The organism is Candidatus Dormiibacterota bacterium (genome assembly GCA_036495095.1).
GTDB lineage: Bacteria > Chloroflexota > Dormibacteria > Aeolococcales > Aeolococcaceae > CF-96.
This window is the reverse complement of the sequence record DASXNK010000090.1, coordinates 13,679-33,208: the sequence shown is the minus strand read 5'-3', so window position 1 is coordinate 33,208 and position 19,530 is coordinate 13,679. Positions and strand designations below refer to the sequence as shown.

20 protein-coding genes and 1 riboswitch are annotated in these 19,530 nt (G+C 74.4%); of the genes, 7 read left to right on the top strand and 13 right to left on the bottom strand.

What is annotated here, in order from left to right; genetic code table 11:
• Positions 1 to 874, top strand: an 874-nt coding sequence (locus VGL20_09735) for a transposase (protein ID HEY2703959.1), incomplete at its 5' end; no start/stop codon positions are given.
• A gap of 26 nt (positions 875 to 900) precedes the next feature.
• Here VGL20_09735 and VGL20_09730 read toward each other — a convergent pair.
• Positions 901 to 1,236, bottom strand: a complete 336-nt coding sequence (locus VGL20_09730; protein ID HEY2703958.1) for a LapA family protein — start codon at positions 1,234 to 1,236, stop codon at positions 901 to 903.
• A gap of 101 nt (positions 1,237 to 1,337) precedes the next feature.
• Here VGL20_09730 and VGL20_09725 point away from each other — a divergent pair, with 101 nt between their 5' ends.
• On the top strand, positions 1,338 to 1,487 hold the full coding sequence (locus VGL20_09725) for a hypothetical protein (GenBank protein ID HEY2703957.1): 150 nt from the start codon (positions 1,338 to 1,340) through the stop codon (positions 1,485 to 1,487).
• A 34-nt stretch (positions 1,488 to 1,521) separates the two neighbouring features.
• Here VGL20_09725 and VGL20_09720 read toward each other — a convergent pair whose 3' ends face one another.
• Positions 1,522 to 2,691, bottom strand: a complete 1,170-nt coding sequence (locus VGL20_09720; GenBank protein ID HEY2703956.1) for a Re/Si-specific NAD(P)(+) transhydrogenase subunit alpha — start codon at positions 2,689 to 2,691, stop codon at positions 1,522 to 1,524.
• 133 nt (positions 2,692 to 2,824) lie between these two features.
• Positions 2,825 to 2,899: riboswitch (cyclic di-GMP riboswitch) on the top strand.
• Positions 2,900 to 2,930: 31 nt separating this feature from the next.
• Here VGL20_09720 and VGL20_09715 point away from each other — a divergent pair.
• Positions 2,931 to 3,239, top strand: coding sequence for a hypothetical protein (locus tag VGL20_09715; protein HEY2703955.1), 309 nt, complete (start codon positions 2,931 to 2,933; stop codon positions 3,237 to 3,239).
• A gap of 74 nt (positions 3,240 to 3,313) precedes the next feature.
• Positions 3,314 to 3,649 (top strand): hypothetical protein, encoded by a 336-nt coding sequence (locus tag VGL20_09710; GenBank protein HEY2703954.1) that lies wholly within the window; start codon positions 3,314 to 3,316, stop codon positions 3,647 to 3,649.
• 3 nt (positions 3,650 to 3,652) lie between these two features.
• On the opposite strand, the gene VGL20_09705 is transcribed toward VGL20_09710, so the two are convergent.
• The 5 genes from VGL20_09705 to VGL20_09685 form a co-directional block, all read right to left on the bottom strand.
• Entirely contained in the window at positions 3,653 to 4,126 is a 474-nt protein-coding gene (locus VGL20_09705) for a response regulator (protein HEY2703953.1), read from the bottom strand.
• A 50-nt stretch (positions 4,127 to 4,176) separates the two neighbouring features.
• Positions 4,177 to 4,446 (bottom strand): hypothetical protein, encoded by a 270-nt coding sequence (locus VGL20_09700; GenBank protein ID HEY2703952.1) that lies wholly within the window; start codon positions 4,444 to 4,446, stop codon positions 4,177 to 4,179.
• 108 nt (positions 4,447 to 4,554) lie between these two features.
• Positions 4,555 to 5,814, bottom strand: a complete 1,260-nt coding sequence (gene ilvA, locus VGL20_09695) for a threonine ammonia-lyase IlvA (GenBank protein ID HEY2703951.1) — start codon at positions 5,812 to 5,814, stop codon at positions 4,555 to 4,557.
• Between the two features lie 17 nt (positions 5,815 to 5,831).
• Positions 5,832 to 7,430 (bottom strand): alpha-amylase family glycosyl hydrolase, encoded by a 1,599-nt coding sequence (locus tag VGL20_09690; GenBank protein ID HEY2703950.1) that lies wholly within the window; start codon positions 7,428 to 7,430, stop codon positions 5,832 to 5,834.
• Between the two features lie 28 nt (positions 7,431 to 7,458).
• Entirely contained in the window at positions 7,459 to 8,337 is an 879-nt protein-coding gene (locus VGL20_09685; GenBank protein ID HEY2703949.1) for a response regulator, read from the bottom strand.
• 336 nt (positions 8,338 to 8,673) lie between these two features.
• Between VGL20_09685 and VGL20_09680 the strand changes: the two genes are divergently transcribed.
• Entirely contained in the window at positions 8,674 to 9,306 is a 633-nt protein-coding gene (locus VGL20_09680; GenBank protein ID HEY2703948.1) for a hypothetical protein, read from the top strand.
• Positions 9,307 to 9,372: 66 nt separating this feature from the next.
• Here the strand turns inward: VGL20_09680 and VGL20_09675 are convergent, their stop codons facing one another.
• Complete coding sequence (locus VGL20_09675; GenBank protein HEY2703947.1) at positions 9,373 to 12,204, bottom strand: EAL domain-containing protein; 2,832 nt, start codon at positions 12,202 to 12,204, stop codon at positions 9,373 to 9,375.
• Complete coding sequence (locus tag VGL20_09670; protein HEY2703946.1) at positions 12,201 to 13,259, bottom strand: hydrogenase expression protein HypE; 1,059 nt, start codon at positions 13,257 to 13,259, stop codon at positions 12,201 to 12,203. The genes VGL20_09675 and VGL20_09670 overlap by 4 nt, the downstream gene beginning before the upstream one ends.
• A 129-nt stretch (positions 13,260 to 13,388) precedes the next feature.
• On the opposite strand from VGL20_09670, the gene VGL20_09665 reads away from it, so the two are divergent.
• A complete protein-coding gene (locus tag VGL20_09665; protein ID HEY2703945.1) occupies positions 13,389 to 13,841 on the top strand; it encodes a hypothetical protein in 453 nt (150 codons plus the stop codon).
• Here VGL20_09665 and VGL20_09660 read toward each other — a convergent pair whose 3' ends face one another.
• From VGL20_09660 to VGL20_09645, 4 genes are all read right to left on the bottom strand, one after another.
• Positions 13,842 to 14,873: a DUF459 domain-containing protein gene (locus VGL20_09660; GenBank protein ID HEY2703944.1), complete on the bottom strand. Its 1,032-nt coding sequence runs from the start codon at positions 14,871 to 14,873 to the stop codon at positions 13,842 to 13,844.
• A 19-nt stretch (positions 14,874 to 14,892) separates the two neighbouring features.
• Positions 14,893 to 16,308, bottom strand: a complete 1,416-nt coding sequence (locus tag VGL20_09655) for an MBOAT family protein (protein HEY2703943.1) — start codon at positions 16,306 to 16,308, stop codon at positions 14,893 to 14,895.
• Positions 16,309 to 16,394: 86 nt separating this feature from the next.
• On the bottom strand, positions 16,395 to 17,777 hold the full coding sequence (locus tag VGL20_09650) for a PQQ-binding-like beta-propeller repeat protein (protein ID HEY2703942.1): 1,383 nt from the start codon (positions 17,775 to 17,777) through the stop codon (positions 16,395 to 16,397).
• 32 nt (positions 17,778 to 17,809) lie between these two features.
• Positions 17,810 to 18,700 (bottom strand): hypothetical protein, encoded by an 891-nt coding sequence (locus VGL20_09645; GenBank protein HEY2703941.1) that lies wholly within the window; start codon positions 18,698 to 18,700, stop codon positions 17,810 to 17,812.
• Positions 18,701 to 18,746: 46 nt separating this feature from the next.
• Here VGL20_09645 and VGL20_09640 point away from each other — a divergent pair, with 46 nt between their 5' ends.
• A complete protein-coding gene (locus tag VGL20_09640) occupies positions 18,747 to 19,469 on the top strand; it encodes an NUDIX domain-containing protein (protein ID HEY2703940.1) in 723 nt (240 codons plus the stop codon).
• Positions 19,470 to 19,530 lie beyond the last annotated feature (61 nt).

The following is a 19,530-nucleotide window of genomic DNA, read 5'->3' as shown; positions in this document are numbered from 1 at the left end:
CCACAACCACCGGCCGGTGGCTGGGGACAGCGAGCTCGCCGAGGTGATCAAGATCCTCGCTCGGGCTCACCAGACATTGATCTGGAGCCGGCAGCGCTCGGTCAACCAACTCCGCAGCACGCTGCGCGAGTTCTATCCGGCAGCCCTCGAGGCCTTCGGAACCGACCTTGCCGGCAGGGACGCCGTGGCCCTGCTCGAACGCGCTCCGACACCGGCGGAGGGCAAGACGCTGTCGCTCAGCAGGGTCCGGGCCACCCTGGAGCGTGCCGGACGTCAGCGCAACCTCGATACCCGCGCCGCCGAGATCCAGGAGGCGCTGCGCTCGCCGCAGCTCCACCCGCCCCTGGAACTGGCCCGAGCGTACGCCAAGACCGTGCGGGCGACCGTGCGGATCCTTGCCCAGCTCAACGCTGAAATCGCCACGCTCGAGGCGGAGCTGGCCGAGGCTTTTGAGATACACCCGGACGCCGAGATCCTTCGCAGTCTGCCCGGACTAGGTGTGGTCCTCGGCGCCCGGGTCCTGGGCGAGTTCGGCGACGACCGAACCCGCTACCAGGATGCCAGGGCGAGACGCTGCTACGCAGGCATGGCGCCGATCACCAGGGCATCAGGGACCAGGTTGGTCGTTCTGGCACGCGTGGCCCGCAACCGAAGGCTCGCGGACCCGCTCTACCTCTGGGCGTTCTCGTCGCTGACCCGCTCCCCAGGCGCCCGACGCTTCTACGACCTTCACCGACAGCGCGGCAACACCCACCACCAGGCACTCCGAGCCCTCGCCAACCGCTTCGTCGGCATCCTCCACGGATGCCTGACTCACCGGACCCTCTACTCCGAAGACGTCGCCTGGCCGACCCTGGTCGAGACAGCGGCTTGACTTCTTACGGCCGTGGGATATCTAGCTCAGACCTCGGCGGGCGGTCCGGCGACCGGCTCGGCCGCCGGCGCGGCGGCGCGCTTCCCCCGCAGGGTGCGCCGGCGCGGCGTGGCGGCCCGGGCGCCCGGGGCCGGGGCGGTGGTGTGGCCGTGCTGGGAGAGCATGTAGGCGAGCCCGAGCAGGAACCCGAGCAGCATCGAGACCACGATCACGGCGAAGAGCGGGGTGCCTGCCCAGCCCCAGAGCAGGAAGTGGACGGCGACGGGGCCGGTGTTCTGGACGGCCAGGACGAGCATGATGATCAGCGTGATCACCCCTCCCGCCACCCCGGCGCGCGTGCGGGCCGCCCGTGCGGCGCTCATCGCCTTCATACCTCACCTCCCCAGGCTGCGCAACGGCAGATAATCGTATCCTATGACTATAACAACTTTGGTAGGTCGTCCTCCCACAGAGGTACTCACCCATGGGCAACCGGGTTCGGGCCATGCTGCTCGCCGTCACCGCCGGCTCGCTGCTGGTGGTCACCCGCCGGCGCCGCCGCGCGCCGGGTGACGTGGTGAAGGAGAAGGCGGAGAAGGTCAGCCGCGCCGCCCGCAGGGCGAAGAAGCACTAGAAGCACCAGGGAGGCGGACCGGACGCCGCGCCGGCTACCCCGCCGGCGTGGCGTCCGCCGCGGGCGCCTCGATGCCGAGGGCCTCGCAGACCCGCGGGTTCACCACCCGTCCGTCCCGGGTCACCAGCGTCTCGCGGGTGATCTGGTCGTCGGTGTCCAGCCGCACCTCACCGTCCTTGACCAGGTGCTGGAGGAAGGTGGACACGTTCTTCGCGTACATCTGGCTGGCGTGCTGGGGCACCGTCGCCGGCAGGTTGACGGCCCCCACCACCGAGACACCGTGCACGACAACCGTCCTCCCGGCCTCGGTGAGCTCGCAGTTGCCGCCCTGTTCGGCGGCGAGGTCGACGATCACCGATCCCGGCGCCATCCCCTCCACCATCGCCGCGGTGACCAGCACCGGGGCCTTCCGGCCGGGCACCAGGGCGGTGGTGATCACCACGTCGCTGCCCGCCACCACCTTGGCCATGAGCTCCTGCTGGCGGCGGTAGAAGGTCTCGTCCTGGGCCTTGGCGTAGCCGCCCGCATCCTCCGCGGCGGTCTCCTCCACGGCCAGCTCGACGAACTTCGCCCCCAGGCTCTCCACCTGCTCCTTCACCGCGGGGCGGACGTCGTAGGCCTCGACCACGGAGCCGAGGCGGCGGGCGGTGGCGATCGCCTGGAGGCCAGCGACGCCGGCGCCGACGACCAGCACCCGGGCGGGGGCGATCGTCCCCGCCGCGGTGGTGAGCATCGGGAAGATCTTCGGCAGCATCCCCGCGGCGACCAGCACCGCCTTGTAGCCGGCGAGGTTGGCCTGCGAGGAGAGCGCGTCCATGCTCTGGGCGCGGGTGATCCGTGGCATCAGCTCCATGGAGAGGGTGACCAGCCCGCGCTCCGCGAGGGTGCGCACCGCCGCGGAGCCGGAGAGCGGGTTGCAGAAGCCGATCAGCACGGTGCCCGCGGGCGGGCCCGGCTGCTCGTCCGCCAGCGCCGCGGCGTCGACGGCGGCGACCACCCCGGAGCGCAGCACCTCGGCGCGGTCGGCGATGCGCGCGCCCTTTGCCGTGTAGGCCTCGTCGAGGAAGCCGGCGGCCTCGCCCGCCCCGGACTCGACCACCACCTCGAGCCCGAGCTTGGTCAGGATCGGCACCACCGCGGGCACGGTGGCGACGCGCTTCTCCCCGTCCCCGGTCTCCCGGGGGATGCCGACGGCGGCTGCCACCCTCGTCCTCCATGCCACGTCTCGAGCGCCGCCCTGTATATCACGGGGACCCGGCGGCGGGACCGCCACCCGTCTGTGACCGGCACCGCGCGGCGATGCGATCCGCGGGCGGCTACGCTGCCGGGGTCGGCTCCCGACAAACTGGCAAACCCGTCGCGAGGCGGGGACGCAAAGCCACGGGTCTCTCTGAGATAGCCGGGCTGCCGAAGGAGCGGAGGGGCCGAGAGGAGATTCTCCCTATGGCCCAGCCAGCGTGGCATCGCCACCCGGGCGCGCTCGTCGCCGCCCGTGGTGCCGTGCCGGGACGTGCCGTCCCGGCGATCGTCGTCGGTCCCGCCGGTGGTGGCCGGCGCCCGGACATCGTCCTCGCCATGCGCCGCCCCGGCGGCGACGAGTGGACCCCGGTGGTGGTCCGGTCCCACCAGGTGCTCGCCACCTGGGAGGCGTGGCGCGGCGTCATCGGCGGAGCGCTCGACGAGCACGCCCGGGTGAGCCGGCGCTCGGTCGCCCGCCCCGCCGTCCGGAGCGCGGCGCCCGCCACCGCCTGACCCACGTCTCCCTCTCTCTCCGCAGTGGCGGGGACGGTCGCTGGGGCGGCCGTCCCCGCCCCCTGGAGCCCACCATGACCACAGTGCCCATCCCGTCCTCGGAGATCCCCGACCCCGCCACCGGCCGCGCCTGGAGCTCGCCGGGCCTGCTCCGTCGCGTGGAGGCGCGGCGGGAGGCGCGGAGCCCGCACCGACCCCATCGCCCCACCCTCTGGTCGCGGCTGCACCGGCGGCCGTGGTCGGCCGAGGGCACGGTGATGGTCCTGGTGGCGGCGGTGTGCCTCCTGCTCACCGCCCTCGCCGTCTCCGCGGCCCAGGGCGGCCCCGGCCTGGTCTCGTCGGGCGCCGCCGGCTGCACCATCCCGGCGGGCCGCGGGTCCGCCTCGCCCTGCCTGCCCGGGGCCCGCTGACCTCTAGCGGTCGGCGAGCAGCGCCTCCCACCACGAGGGCGGTGCGGTGCCGGGCGCGCCGGTGGCCGCCTGGCGGCCCGCGACCTCGCGCGGCAGCGCCGCCTCGAGGGCGGCGAGGAGGATCTCCGGGAGGCTGTCCAGCGGCACGTGAGCGCGGGCGCCGAAGCGCACCGCGAGCACACCGCCGGAGTCCTCACCCCGCGGGGTGAGGATCACGATCGTCGCCCCCGGCGCCTTGTGGAGGATCGCGGGGGTGGCGTCGATGCCGCCCAGCTCGGGCAGGTCGAGGTCGAGCAGCACCAGGTCGGGCTCGATCTGGCCGGAGAGCCGCACCGCGCTGCGGCCGTCGCCGGTCTCGGCGATGACGTCGTAGCCGCCGGCACGGTCGAGGATGCGGATGATCCGCTGGCGATCGGTCAGACGCGTGGTGGCGACGAGCGTGCGCAGCAGTGGAGGCCGGGTGATCTCGTCGAACATTGGAGCAAGACTATCCGGCCTCTCCCGATGCCGGTAGATGTGCTGCGCACTCAGCGGGCGAGCACGGACTCGATCCCACTCCAGTGCTCGGCCAGGTTGCTCACCGGTTTGCTGTCGGCGAGCTGGCCCTCGATGACGCGGGCGTCGAGGAGCAGGTCGAGAAGCTGGGCGCGCTCGTCCTGCATCTGGTTGCAGAGACCGCGCAGTCGCTCGAGCTCGGTGATCAGGTCCAGCGCATCCTGGGGTGCGACCTTCCACTCTCTGCCGTCGAGGATGCCCTCCGCGGTGAAGCGGATCTGCTTGATGCGCTGATCGGTCACCACAACTCCCCCAAGCTCGGATGTCCTCCTCCTGCCCTGATCATCGCAGCCCGGTCGGGGTCGTGACTCTCACTGCGTGGCGCACCTAGCCGGTGTCCCGGCGGCCCGCTAGACGAGGAACGAGAAGAGCGGACTGGTGGAGTCGAGCGCGCGGTAGCTGATGCCGGCGCGGCTCATCCGCTCCAGGAGGGGCTCGAGGTCCTCGCGGCGGGCGAGCTCGACACCCACCAGCGCGGGGCCGCTCTCGCGGTTGGTCTTCTTGGTGTACTCGAAGAAGGTGATGTCGTCGCCGGGCCCGAGGGCGTTGTCGATGAAGCCGCGCAGCGCGCCGGGGCGCTGCGGGAACTCGACCAGGAAGTAGTGCTTGATCCCCTCGTGCACCAGGCTGCGCTCGATCACCTCGGCGTAGCGGCTGACGTCGTTGTTGCCACCGCTGAGCACGCATGCCACCCGGCGGCCGCGGATGTGCTCGCCGAGCTGGTCGAGGGCGGCGACCGAGAGCGCCCCGGCGGGCTCGGCGACGATGCCCTCGTGCTGGTAGAGCTGGAGCATGGCGGTGCACACCGCGCCCTCGGCGACGACCACCACCTGGTCGACCAGCTCCGCGGTGATGCGCAGCGGCAGCTCGCCGACCTGGCGCACCGCCGCGCCGTCGACGAAGGGGTCGAGGCTGGTGAGCCAGACCGGTCGTCCCGCGCCCAGTGCCTCGGTCATGCTCGGGGCGCCCGCGGGCTCGGCGCCGATGATCACGGTCCGGGGGTGCTCGCGGCGCACGTAGGCGGCGATGCCGGCGATCAGGCCGCCTCCGCCGACCGGCACCACCAGCACCTCCGGCGGCTCGGCGGGGCCCTCCATCAGCTCCAGGCCCACCGTGCCCTGGCCGGCGATGATGTCGGGGTGGTCGAAGGGCGGCACCACCGGGAGGCCGCTGGTCTCGGCGAAGGCGATGGCGCTCTGCGCCGCCTCGTCGTAGCTGTCGCCGGCGAGCTCGATGCGGGCGTGCTCGCCGCCGATCTCGCGGATCCGCGCCAGCTTCTGGCGGGGGGTGCTGCGGGGGAGGAAGACGAACGCCGGGACGCCCAGCCGCGCACAGCTGTAGGCCACCCCCTGGGCATGGTTGCCGGCGCTGGCGCAGACCACCCCGCGTCCGCGGATCAGGTCGGGAAGCTGCTCGATCAGGTTGTAGGCGCCCCGGATCTTGTACGAGCGGGTGACCTGGAGGTCCTCGCGCTTGATCTGGAGCTCGCAGCCGAGATCGCGGGAGAGCCGCGCGCTCCGCTCCAGCGGGGTGGCGACCACGACCGGACGCAGTCGGGCGGCGGCCTCGCGGATATCGGTGGGGGTGGGGGCGTGATCGGCGCGGAGCACGTGCGCGACCATACGCCTCAGCCCCGGATCACCGTGCCCTCCCAGCCGCGCAGCTCGAGGCAACCCCGCACCCGCTCCCCGTCCCGCGACCGGTCGGTGCCGAGCAGCACGGTGCCCTCCACGCCGCCCACGGTGGCCGGCGCCCCGTCCAGGTTGAGGACGACGGTGACCGATTCTCCGCGCCGGAACGCCCACACCTCCGGTGGCGAGGGGAGGCTGCGCTGGGTGCCGTCGCGGAGGTCGGGCTCGGCGGCGCGCAGCCGGATGGCGTCCCGGCAGAGGTGGAGCACCGAGCCGGGGTCGGCGCGCTGCCCGGCCACATCCACGCCGGGCTCGGTGCCGAGCGGCAGCCACGGCTCGACCCCGGAGGCGGTGAAGCCGGCGCCCGGTCCGCCGCGCCAGCGCATCGGGGTACGCGCTCCGTCGCGGCCGGGGCGCCCGCTCCCGAACCGTCCCAGCGGGTCGCGCACCCGCTCCGCGGGCACGGGGGTGTCGCCCATCCCGATCTCGTCGCCGTAGTACAGCAGCGGGGTGCCGCGCAGGGTGAGCAGCATCAGCAGGGCGCAGCGCACCCGGGCGGGATCACCGGCGCACCAGCGCGTCGCCAGCCGCGGCAGGTCGTGGTTCGAGCCCAGCCAGAGCGGCCAGGCGCCCGGGGGCAGCGCCGCCTCGGTGCGCTCCACCACCGCGCGGAGCGCCCCGGCCCGCAGCGGTGTGAACATGAAGGGGAGGTTGAGGGTGAGCTGCAGCTCGTCGCCGGCGCCGTGGTACGAGGCCATCGCGTCGAGGTCGAACAGGAACGTCTCGCCGATCAGCAGCCGCGGCGGCGCCCACCGCTCGGCGAGGCGCCGCCAGCCGCGCAGCACCTCGTGGACCTCCGGCCGGTTGGCGTTGTAGCGCTGCTCCTGGGGCATGCCGGTGACCTGCTGGTGGAGATCGCCGTGCGCCGGAGGGTTGTCGCGGAGCAGGCGGTCCTTCACCAGCCGGTTGGCGGTGTCGATGCGGAAGCCGGCGATGCCGCGGTCGAACCAGAAGCGGAGGATGTCCTCGAAGGCGCTCCGCACCTGCGGGTTCCACCAGTCGAGGTCGGGCTGGGCATCGACGAAGTTGTGCAGGTACATCTGCCCGGTGGTCGGGTCGAGGGTCCACGCCGGCCCGCCGGTGAAGCTCAGCCAGTTGTTCGGCGGCGCGCCGTCCGGGCCCGGGTCGGCCCACACGTACCAGTCGCGGTGGGCGGCGGTCCGCGACGAGCGGGCGTCGAGGAACCACGGGTGCCGGTCGCTGGTGTGGTTGGGCACCAGGTCGAGCAGCACCCGGATGCCGAGCCCGCCGGCGCGCTCGACGAGGTCGTCGAGGTCGTCGAGGCTGCCCAGGACGGGGTCGACCCCGTGGTGATCGGAGACGTCGTAGCCCCAGTCGGCGTTCGGCGAGGGCATCGTCGGCGACAGCCAGATCCCGCCGACGCCCAGCCAGGCGAGGTGGTCGAGGTGCTCGACGATGCCGCGCAGATCGCCGACGCCGTCGCCGTCGGAGTCGGCGAACGAGCGGCAGTAGATGTGGTAGAGCACGGCGTCCTGCCACCAGGGGCGCTCCGCCGGCGGGGGGGCGCCGGTCATCCCGCGCAGTATGCCGCCGGTCGCCGGGTCAGCCCACCCGCCTGAGGATCACCTGCACCACCGCACGGGCGAGCAGGTCGGTGTCGTCCTCGCCGTCCCGGCGGGTCACCCGGCCCACCACCGGCGCCGGATCCAGGGTGGCGAGCCCGGCGGCGACCCGGCCGGCGACGGCCTCGGCGCCGCCCTCGTCGACGTCGGGGAGCAGCACCAGCAGCACGTGCGCGGGGGCGCTGCCGACGGTGTCGACGGTGCGGACGGCGCGGCGGACCGCGGCGGTGACCTCGCTGGTGTCGGCGCCCACCGCCACCAGTGAGAGCGACCGCCGGGCGGCGTCGGCGAGCTCGATCTCGGCCCGCGTCCAGAGCCGGGTGGAGTCGCGGCTCAGGATGAGGGTGGCGATCTCGTCGGGCGGGATGCCCAGCACCGCGAGGCGGCGCTCGCGGTCGGCGCGGCGGCACACCCGCAGCACCAGCGCGGTCAGCGCCTCCAGCCGGAAGGGCTTGACCAGCACCCCGCGGAGGCCGACCCGGGCGGCCTCCTCCACCGCCTCGGCGGTGGGCTCGACGGTGGTGCACCAGATCACCGGCGCCGCATCGGCGCCGTGGAGCTGGGCGAGCGCCCGCATCGTGGCGAGGGCGTCGATCCCGGGACTGCGCGGCTCCAGCAGCACCACGTCGGGCCGCACCTCGACGGCGCGCTCGAGGGCGGCGCGGGGGGCGGCGAAGCTCTCGACGCTGAACCCGGCGATCTCCAGGAGGGTGTGGGCGATCAGCTGGACGCTCGCCGAGGAGTCGACGACGAACGCGGTGCGCTCGCCGATGGAGCCGCGCGGACCGCCGCGCATGGTCCCCTCGGGCAGCACCTCGACCGCCGGAGCGGGTGGACGTGGCGAGCAACCCGAGGTCACCCGCTCCTCCTGCTAACACCCATCCGCACAGTCAACGCGCCGGTGCCTGCGAATCCTTCGTTTTGGGGTGCCGGGTTGACACAGTTCGCGGGTTAACGGCAAGGGAGGTCCGGCTTAACGTTTCAAACGCGTTTCGCGAAACTCCCGTCAGCCGCCCCGGGACCCCCCCGGTCGCCCGTCTCCTGGGCTGAACGCACCCTGAACGCCGGTCCGTCGCGCTCCCCGATCGTGCAGTCGCAACCGGTGGGGCACTCCTGCTAGCATCCGGTCATATAGCGGCGATCGACGTGCTCGCGTCGATTCGCGAAATATCAGGGAGGGGACTGGATGGAAGGGATGCGTCTCTCCAAGCTCGCCCGCGGCCTCGCCGCGGCGGCCACGGCGGGACTCGCGATGCTGTTCGCAGGGGCGGGGGTGTCGAACGCCCTCGCGGCCTCGACACCGACGCCGACGCCGAAGGTGACCGCACCCAAGGCCACGACGACGCCGAAGCCGACCGCGGCCGCGAAGGCGACGCCGACGGCCAAGGCCACGCCGACGCCGAAGGCGGTCGCGCCGATCGCCAAGCCGGTGCCCGCCCCGGTCGCCTGCGGCACCGGGAAGAGCTCCTCCGGCAAGGGCTCGGACAAGGACTCGGACAAGGACTCCGACAAGGACTCCGGAGACTCGGACAAGGACTCCGAGGACAGCGACAAGGACTCCGAGGACAGCAGCGACAAGGCTGACGACAGCAGCGTGAAGAACGCCGCCGCCATCACCTGCCCGGTCGCACCGGTCCCGGTGTCCCTCCCCGTGCCCGGCAGCGGCGTCGCCGGGACCACCGCGTCGAACACCCCCGCCGCCACCAAGGCGGTGGCCACGCCGAAGACCGGGACCGAGCTTCCGCTGGGCGCCGGCCTTCTGCTCACCGGCCTCGGGGTCGGCGCGCTCGGCGCCGGCCGCCGGCTCCGGCGCACCACCGGGCGCTAGGCGCCCGGCTCGCCGCCACGCCGCGCCCCCATCGCGGGGGCGCGGCCACGGCGGCCCGCCGCGGGCTCAGCCGAGCTGGGTGGCGATCACCCGGCCGAACAGCCGGATGACCTCGAGGGTGCGATCGTCGGCGCCGGCGGCACCCCCCAGCCAGCCCAGCACGCGGCCGTCGCGCAGCCGCAGCGGCACCCGGGCCTCGGCGGGGCCGGGCGTGCGGTCGAGCAGGTCGCAGCGCACCCCGGTCAGGCGCTCGAGCTCGCCGAGGAGGGCGGGGACGAGGCGGTCGGCCACGGGCTCGACCCGCACCAGCTCGCTGAGCAGGTGGCGGGTCTCGAGCTCCGGCTCCTGCCAGCGCACCGCGCTGGCACCGGCCGCCGAGCGGCGCAGCAGCTCCTCGAGGGCGGCCCCGGTCATCGGCCTGCCGACCAGGTATCCCTGGGCCTCGTCGCAGCCGTGGCCGCGCAGGTACTGGAGCTGCTCGGTCAGCTCGACCCCCTCGGCGACCACGGTCAGCCCCAACCCGTGGGCCATGCCGATCATCGCCGCCACCAGCGGCGCGGTGTCGGTGGCGAGGTCGATCGTCTCGATGAAGGACCGGTCGATCTTCAGGCGGTCGACGGGGAAGGCCTGCAGCCGGCTGAGCATCGAGTAGCCGGTGCCGAAGTCGTCGATGGCGATGCGCACCCCGAGTTCGCGCAGCTCGGCGAGGCGGGCCAGGGTCTCGCCCTCCTGCCCCACCGCCGCGGTCTCGGTGATCTCCAGCTCGAGGTGGGTGGCGGGGAGGCGGGTCTCGTCGAGCACGCACCGGATGCCACGGGTGAGCTCCTCGCTCTCCAGCTCGCGGCCCGAGATGTTCACCGCCACCCGTGTCGCCGGCAGCCCCAGCTCGACCCAGCGCCGCGCCGTCCCGCAGGCGGTGCGCAGCACCCAGGCGCCGAGCGCGCCGATCAGCCGCGACTCCTCGGCCTGGGGGATGAAGGCGTGGGGCTCGAGCCATCCCCGGGTCGGGTGGTTCCAGCGCACCAGCGCCTCGGCGCCGGTGATGCGCCCGGTGGCGATGTCCAGCTGGGGCTGGTACAGCACCGCGAACTCGTCGCGGGGCAGCGCGCCGCGCATCTCCTGCTCCAGGGCGACCTGCTCCACCATGGCGCTGAGCATGCTCGGCTCGAAGCGCTGGTGGCGGCCCTTCCCCCTCGACTTGGCGACGTACATGGCCAGATCGGCGCTGCGCAGGATCTCGTCCGAGCCGGCGGCGTCGGCGCTGAGGGCCACCCCGACGCTGGCGCCGACCAGCAGCTCGCGGCCGTCGACGTGGAAGGGCAGCTGCAGCGCCTCGAGCACCCGCCCGGCGGCGATCTCGGCGCCGGCGGCGCCGTCGAGGTCCTCGAGGAGCACCGCGAACTCGTCGCCGCCGAGTCGCGCCACCGAGTCGTCGGGGCGGAGGTGCTCGCACAGCCGCGCCGCCACCGCCTGCACCAGCCGGTCGCCGACCTGGTGGCCGCGGGTGTCGTTGACCCGCTTGAAGTCGTCGAGGTCGAGCAGCAGCACCGCACAGATGGAGCCGTGGCGCGCCGCCCGGCGCAGCGCGTGCTCGAGGCGGTCGGTGAACAGCGCCCGGTTGGCGAGGCCGGTCAGCTGATCGTGGAAGGCCTGGTGCCAGAGGTTGCGCTCCAGCGCCGCCCGCTCGGTGACGTCGTGGACCAGGGTGAGGACCGCCGGCCGGCTCGAGAACTCCTGGAGCCGGGCGGTGACCTCGACGTCGATGACCCTCCCGTCCTTGAGCCGGTGCCGGCAGCTGGTGGCGGGACGCACCGGCTCGGTGCCGGCGTGGCTCGACACCTCGACGTCGTCGACGCGCATGCCCAGGAACTCCTCGCGGGTGTACCCGTACGCGGCCAGCGCGGCGTCGTTGACGGCGATGATCGCCCTGGTCTCGACGTCGGCGACCCACATCGGGTTGGGGTTGCCCTCGAAGAGCAGCCGGAACCGCCGCTCGCTCTCGGTCAGGGTCCGCTCCGCCTCGGCGCGTGCGAAGGCGGCGCCGAGCTGGCCGCCGAGGCCGCTCATCGCCCCCAGCAGCTCCTCGTCGAGCCCGAGCATCTCGCCGGAGAGGAGCACCAGCAGCCCCATCAGGGGGCCCGAGTGGGCGATGGGGAAGACCGCCATCCAGCGCAGCCCGAACTCGCCGGCGAGGGTGAGCAGGGGGTTGTGGTGGGGCATCTCCGCGTGCACCACGAAGGGCGTGCCGCCCCAGTGCATCCGGTCGACCAGCTCCGGCTGGGGCAGCGGAACGCCGCCGGCGCGCTCGCAGAAGGTCCCCAGGCCGGCGCCCCCCGCATGCCAGGCGTGCTCCAGGCGGAGGCCCTCACCGGCGGGGTCTGGGACCCAGGTGAGCACCACCGGGCAGCGCACCGCCTCCCCCACGGTGCGCAGCACCTCGGGCATCGCCTCGGCCAGGCCGGGGCGTGATCCGTCCATCAGCAGCTGGCCGGCGGCGAGCTGCATCGCCGCCAGCCGCTCGTGCCACCTGCGCTCGGTGATGTCGCGGATCATCGCGGTGAACTCGAGAGCGCCGCCGTGCTCTGCGGGGACCACCAGGATCTCCACCGGGAACTCGCTGCCGTCCCGGCGCACCGCCCGGAGCTCGACCGGCCGGCCGACCAGGGGCGACGCCCCGCCGGCGCGGTGGCGCTCCAGGCCGCGGCGATGGGCGGCGCGGTAGAAGGCCGGGATGATGGTGTCGGCGAGGCACCTCCCCAGGACCTCGTCGCGCTCCCAGCCGAAGATCGCCGCAGCCTGGCCGGCCCACTCGGTGATCCGGCCGGCGCCGTCCATCCCGACCACCGCCTGCCCGCTCGCGGTCGCCACCGCGGCGAGGCGATGGTCGCCGGCGCTCACCCCGGCGCCGGTTCGGGCTCGTAACCGGTCGTCAGGCGCGGCCCGGGGCGGCGCCACTCCGGCTCCAGCCTGACCGCGGCGTTGGTGATCACCCGCAGGGTGCGGACCGCCGCCCCGTGGGGGCGGAGCAGGTCGGCGGTGAGCTGGCCCTTCAGCGGGGCGTCCATGAAGGGCATGAAGTGGTCGGGGAACCCCGGCATGGTGCAGCCGATGCAGATGCCGCCGACGTTGGCGCAGCCGCCGATCCCCGACATCCAGCCGCGCTTGCCGACGTTGCAGTCGACCACCGGTCCCCAGCACCCCAGCCGGGCCAGGCACTTGCCGGAGTTGTAGCTGGCGGCGAAGTCGGTCTGCTCGTTGAAGCCGGCCCGGTTGCAGCCGTCGCGGGCGGTGACGTCGAAGAGCCACCGGGGCCGGCCGAGCTCGTCGAGCGGCATCTCGGCGGTGAGCCCGGCCATGTGCATCAGCAGGTTGAGCAGGGTCTCGGTGAAGTTGTCCGGCTTCACCGGGCAGCCGGGCACGTTGACGATCCGCATCCCCGAGGCCGAGCGCCAGTCGGCGCCCAGGTAGTCGGTGAGCCCCATCGCCCCGGTGGGGTTGCCCTCCATGGCATGGATGCCGCCGTAGGCCGCGCAGGTGCCGGCGGTGACCACCGCCCAGGCGCGCGGCGCCAGCCGGTCGATCCAGTCGCAGGTGGGGATCGGCTGGCCGGTCTCGGCGTCGGTGCCGAACGCCGCCCAGGAGCCCTCCGCGTTGATCGCCTCGTTGGGCACCGACCCCTCCAGCACGAGGATGAAGGGGTCGAGCTCGCCGCGCACGGCCCGGTGCCAGTCGCGCAGGAAGTCGTCGCCGACCTCGAAGGCGAGCAGGGGGTGGTGGAGGTGGACCCTGGGGAGGCCGGGGATGGCGCCGAGGACGATGTCCTCGAGGCTCGGCTGGGTGGCCGCGGTCAGCGAGATCGAGTCGCCGTCGCAGCCCAGCCCGGCGCTGAGCCAGAGGATGTGCACCTCGTCGATGCTGGGGCTGCCGAAGGCTGAACGCCGGGCCTCACTCATGCCGGCGAGTATTCCGCCGCATCCGTGAAGATCTGGTGAAGGAATGTCGGGTTCGCGCTTGACCCCCGCCGCCCGTATCATCTACGTTCGCGTCGGAATAAATAACTCGGCCGGGCGACACGAGGGCTCGTGAGCAACACCACAGCGTGGGGCGTGACGTCCGCGGAGGCGGTGCCGGCGATCGAGAGCCGGGTGCTGATCGCCCTGCCGCGCCGGCCGGCCGGCTCCGAGGCGGTCGCCCGCCTCGTCGAGGAGGCCTGCGCCATCGTCGCCGAGCACCTGCCCGTGCGCTGCCGGCGCGCCGCCGAGCTCACCACCCCCGAGGCGGTGGTCGAGGCGGTCCGCGAGGCCTCGCTGCTGGTCGCCGACCTCGGCGGCATCGACCCCGCGGTGGCCTTCGCGCTCGGTTGCGGCGAGGCGCTGGAGCGGGAGATCGTCGTGCTCCACGCCACCGGCGCGGTGTCGCCGCCCGCGGCCCGGGGCTGGCGCCGGATCGCCTACGCCGAGGACGATCCCGCCCCGGCGCGGGTCCGGCTGGTCCATACCCTGCGTGCCGCCCTCGAGGGCGGCGACTACGACTGATCAGCGCGCCCGGCCGCTCCGGGGGAGGGCCCAGCCGCCACCCTCGGGATGGTCGTGGACGAGGTGCAGCACCGCCTCGGCGAGCCGCATCCCGCCCTGCGGGGAGAGGTGGACGCCGTCGGGGGCGCGCATCAGGGTGAGCGCCCCGGAGTCGTCGGGCAGGTAGGCGGCATAGCCTCCGCCGGCGTCGGAGAAGAGCGGCCGGCTGTCGAGGAAGAGCACCCCGGGGCGGCGCACCGCCTGGCGCCGGGCGGCGTCGTCGATCACGTCCATGCGGGCGGCGAAGTCGGGGGCGCGCATCACCGGCAGCCCCACCCAGACCACGGTGCGGCCCTCGCGGCGCAGCTGGTCCATGAGCGCCCCGGCGCGGCGGCCGTACTCGGCGATCCAGGCGGGGGAGCCGAAGTCGGCGACGCCGCCGCCGGCGGTCTGCAGCGGCTGGTCGTCGTTGGCGCCGACGAGGAAGACCACCACCTCGGGGTTGGAGGCGGCGGTGTCCTGGGCGAGATGCGCCGGCCAGTCGTAGTAGTCGGGACGGCTGAGCCCGGTGGAGATCTGGAAGTGGGTGCGCACCACCAGGCTCGGGTCGTGCTCGGCGAGCGCCTGCATCTCGTAGCAGAGGAAGCCGGCGACCGAGTCGCCGCCGACCAGCAGGCGGAGCGGATCGGCGGCGGTGTGCGCCGGCGGCCCCGGCGGTGGGGCCGGCCGCGACGGGCCGCTGGCGGGGAGCCGCAGCCGGAGGCCCGACGAGGCCACCCGCACCGGCGGCAGCGCCGGGGGCAGGGCGGTGGCGTCGGGCGGGGCGGGGGCGCCGTCGTCGGGACGGTGCAGCAGGGCGCTGAGCGCCGCCCGGGGCCGGTCGAGGGCGAGGTGGTCGCTGATCGTCACCACCGGCCGGAGCATCGCGATCTCGACGCTGCGGCGCAGCCCGAACGGCGAGGTCTCGGCGCTGCGCTCCAGGCTCCGGGCGTTCAGCAGCAGCGCCAGGCCGAGGCCCACGAGCGCCACCACCAGCAGCTGACGGGGTCGCATCAGCCTCCGCCCCTCCACGTCAGAAGCGGTAGTAGATGAACGGAGCGACGCCCTGGGGGCCGAGCACGCCGATGCCGACCAGGGCGGCGGCGACGGCGGCGCCCTGCAGCGCCGGGGCCAGCCGCGAGAAGCGGGCCACCGCGCGCCCCATCACCCCCGAGGGCAGGTACTGGCTGGCGATGCCGAGCCCGATCGCGAGCACCACCGGGAAGGTGACCAGGGTGGCGGGGCCGCCCCCGCTGACCAGCCGGCCGAGCAGGCCCATCGCGGTGCCCAGCGACTCGGCGCGGAAGAAGATCCAGGCCAGGCAGACGACGTGGAAGGTGAGCAGGCGGCCGAGCAGGCGGCCGGTGGCGGGGTCGAGGTCCGGTCCGCGGCCGCGCAGCCGCCGCTCGGCGACCAGGAAGGCGCCGTGGATGCCACCCCAGACCACGAAGGTCCAGGCGGCGCCGTGCCAGAGGCCGCCGAGCACCATGGTGAGCATCAGGTTGCGGGCGGTGAACAGCCGCGACCCCCGGGAGCCGCCGAGGGGCACGTAGAGGTAGTCGCGCAGCCACCGCGAGAGGGTCATGTGCCAGCGGTGCCAGAAGTCCTGCAGGCTGGTGGCGGTGTAGGGGGCGTTGAAGTTGGCGGGGAAGCGGATGCCCATCAGCAGCGCGCAGCCGATGGCGATGTCGGTGTAGCCGCTGAAGTCGGCCCAGATCTGCACCGCGTAGCCGTAGACGGCGGCGAGCACCTCGAGCCGCGAGTGCGCCCCCGGGGCGGCGAAGACCGGGTCGACCACCGCGGTGGCGAGGAAGCCGGCCAGCACCATCTTCTTGAAGAGCCCGCCGAGGATCAGGCTGAGCGCGCGGGCGCCGTCCACCCGGGGCTCGGCCGGGTCGCGCCGGAGCTGGGGGATGAACTCCCGGGCGCGGACGATCGGCCCGGCCACCACGTGGGGGAAGAACGCGAGGTACACGGCGAAGTCGAGGCGCGAGGCGGGCTCGATGGTTGACCGGTACACGTCGACCACGTAGCTGATCGCCTGGAACGTGAAGAACGAGATGCCCACCGGGAGCACCACCTGGAGCAGCGGGAGCGGGGCCCCGATGCCGAGGTGGCCGAGGGCGTTCTCCAGCGAGCTGGCGAAGAAGCCGGCGTACTTGAAGAACCCGAGGGTGACCAGCCCGGAGGCCACGGCGAGGCCGAGCAGGGTGCGCCGCCGCGCCGCCGAGCGGCTGCGCGCGATCGCCTCGGCGGCAGCCTGGTTGGCCGCGGTCGAGGCTGCGAGGAGCCCGCAGAAACGCCAGTCCCACCAGCTGTAGAAGACATAGCTGGCGAGCAGGACGAGCAGCTTCCAGCGGGTGCCGAAGGCCGGGACCAGCCAGCTCAGCGCCAGGACGGTGGTGAAGAAGACGGCAAAGTCGACGGTGGTGAAGAGCAACCAGATCACCCGCTTCCCCGCACGGCGGGCTTCCTCTCGGAGCGGGTCATTCAAGCCGTCCGGGGCCGGGTCCGTCAAGGTCCGCCCGGGGAGGGTCAGACCCCCGTGACGGCGACGATCGAGGCCCCGGAGGCCACCACCAGCGTCCCTCCCAGGCTCGCCGGGGTGGCGAAGCGGAGGGTCGGTCCGACCTCGACGCGGGCGCGCTCGGCGCCGCTCGCGGGGTCGAGCGCGAGCAGGACGCCCTGGCCGGAGGCGGTCGCCCAGACCACCCCGCCGGCCAGGATCGGGGACCCGGTGGCGGGCCCGGTCCAGGTCACGGAGAAGGTCGCGCCGGGGCCGATTCGCAGCGCTCGCAGCCCCTGGACGCAGGGCACGTACAGGGACGGGGCGGCGAGGGCGGTGCCGCCGTACGACCCGCCCGGGCAGACCTCGGCGGCGAAGGCCTCCCCGCCCTCGCCGCCGAGGTGGCCGGCCCGGAGCAGCGAGCCGCGGCCCGACTTGCCCCCCTGGAAGAGCAGGCCTCCGCCCACCTCCGCCGGGCTGATCGAGCCGACGTCGGTGTCGGTGGTGTTGAGCACCCGCCAGTCGGCGGGCGCCCACTGGTCGAGCTGGCGCAGGTCGGGCGAGAGCCGGAGCACCGAGTCGCCGCCGTCGAGGGTGGCCACCGCCTCGCTGTTCCCGGTGGCCACGAGCAGGGTCCCGTCGGGGTCGACCACCGGTCCCGGGGGCGCCCAGATGCCGCCCTCGCGGGTGCCCGGCACCCGGAAGTCGAGGAGCGGGCCGCCGCCGTCGGTGGCCACCGCCACCACCCAGCCGTGGTAGGCGCCGCAGTCGCCGAGCAGCCCTCCGAAGGCGACCACCACCCGGCCGGCGTCGAGGGCGAGGGCGGCGCGCTGCTGCTGGGTGATCGGGCTCATCCCCGGCGGGTCGACCCCGCGCCGCCAGCGCTCCCGGCCGGTGGCGAGCTCGACGGCGACCAGGGTGTGGGTGCCGGGGATGGACTCGGCCACTGCGTAGACCAGCCCGGCGGCGCGGTCGACGACCGGGGTGCCGGTGATGCCGAGCGGGAAGATGTTGCCGCAGGGCAGCATCGAGCGCGGCACCGGAGTGCCCAGCCGCACCCGCCAGGCCACCGCGCCGCTGCCGGCGTCGAGCGAGTAGAGCGAGTCGCCCTCGGTGGCGACGATGACGTGGCCGTCGACCAGCAGCGGCTCGGCCTGGACGTCGCCGTCGAGGGCGGCGGAGCGCCAGAGCACCCGCGGCGACCCCATCGGCGGCGAGGTGGCGTCCACCCCGGAGCGGGCGGCGTCGCCGTGGTAGGTGGTCCACGCCGGCCCGGCGGCGAGCGCCGGCCTGGCGGTGGTGGTGCTCCCGGCGCTCCCGGCGGCCCGGCCGGCGGCGGCCTGCGGGGACCCGCAGCCGGCGAGGAGGAGCAGGGTCGAGGCCAGGGCGGCGCGCCGCCCGCAACCGGGCATCGCCCCATTCTGGGCGGCGGTCCCGCGCGGCGCTACAGCGGCGGGACCGGGCCCACCAGGGTGTGGAGCAGCACCGCCTGGGCCACCGCCGCCGCTGCGCCCCAGTGGGCCGTGAGCGCCCGCACGTCGGCCTCGGAGGGCATGCGCCCGCCCAGGTACGCGGCGCCCACCGCCTTGCGCACGCCGAGGTCGCCGGCGACCACCCGGGGGCGGCCCAGGGTGCGCGCGAGCACCCACTCGGCGGTCCACCGGCCGAGGCCGCGCACCGCCATCAGCCGCGCGATGACCTCGTCGTCGGCGCAGCCGCCGAGCTCCGCGAGGTCGAGGCGGCCGGCGCACACCTCGGCGGCGACGCCGACGATGTACTCCGCCTTGCGGGTGGTGAACTGCATCGCGCGGAGCTCGCCGGGGTCGGTCTCGGCGAGCCGCTGGGGGTCGAGGGCCCAGACCTCGCGGCCGCCGGCGCTGCGCGCCACCCCGACGGCGCGCACCAGCCGGGCGCGGGTGGTGGCCGCCCAGCGCAGGTTGACCTGCTGGGCGCTGATGAACCGCACCAGCGCGGTGAGCAGGTCGGGCTCGCGGACGCCGCGGACACCCGGATGGCGCGCCTCCGCCGCCGCCACCGCGTGATCGCTGGCACGGAGGCTCTCGAACGCCTCCGGCGCGGTGACGAAGAGGGCGTGCCCGGCCGCCACCGCCGCCTCCAGGTGGGCGGGGTCGTCGACGCTCACCCGCAGCCGCGGCGACCGGGTGTCGCCGGCGGACACCGCGCTCCAGGCGACCGGCTCGCCGCCGCTGCGCAGGGTGCGGACCAGGACCTGCCCGTCCCAGCGGTCGACGAGGTCGTCGCCCCAGCGGCGGAAGACCTCGAGCGAGGTGGGCACGTCGAGCGGAGCGGGGAGGGCGAGCTCGGCGCCGGGCACCCCGCCAGCATGCAGGATCGTCGCTGCTGCTAGCCTCAGCGGTGCCATGCCGAGGCTCACCGCGGTCAACTCCGCGGGCTTCGCCGCCCCCGCGGCGCTCACCGCCGATCCGGTGATCCTCGCACCCCTGAGCGGCCGCCTCCACGTCCTGCTGGTGCGCCGGGAGGAGCCGCCGCAGCAGGAGCGCTGGGCGCTCCCCGGCGGCTTCATGAACGACGACGAGCTGCCCGAGCAGACCGCCCAGCGCAAGCTCACCGAGAAGACCGGGGTGGGCGCGGTCTACCTCGAGCAGCTGCACACCTACGGGGACCCCAGCCGCGACCCCCGGGGCTGGATCGTCTCGATCTCCTACCTCGCCCTCATCGACGCGGTGGTGCTCCACGAGGGCGCCACCACCGCCCGGTGGTTCCCCGTCGACGACCTCCCCGAGGTCGCCTTCGACCACGGCGCGATGATCGCCGAGGGCACCGAGCGGCTCCGCGGCAAGCTCTGGTACTCGAACATCGCCGTCGGCCTGCTCCCCGAGCGCTTCACCATGCCCCAGGCGCGCCGCCTCTACGACGCGATCTCGGGGGTGACCCACGAGGCCTCGAACTTCCGCCGCGAGCTGGAGCAGTCGGGGCTGGTGCGGAGCACCGGGGTGGTGGTCAAGGGGGTGCCGGGCCGCCCCGCGATGCTCTACGAGTTCGTCGAGCGCCGCCCCGCCTGGAGCCCGCGGCGCTCGCGCACGCCGGCGGCGATCCGCGCCGGGGCGGGGGGCCGGAGCTGAGCGCGGCGGTGGGAACCCGGGGGGCCCCACCCGCGTCCTTGGCATCGCAGATCCGGACCAG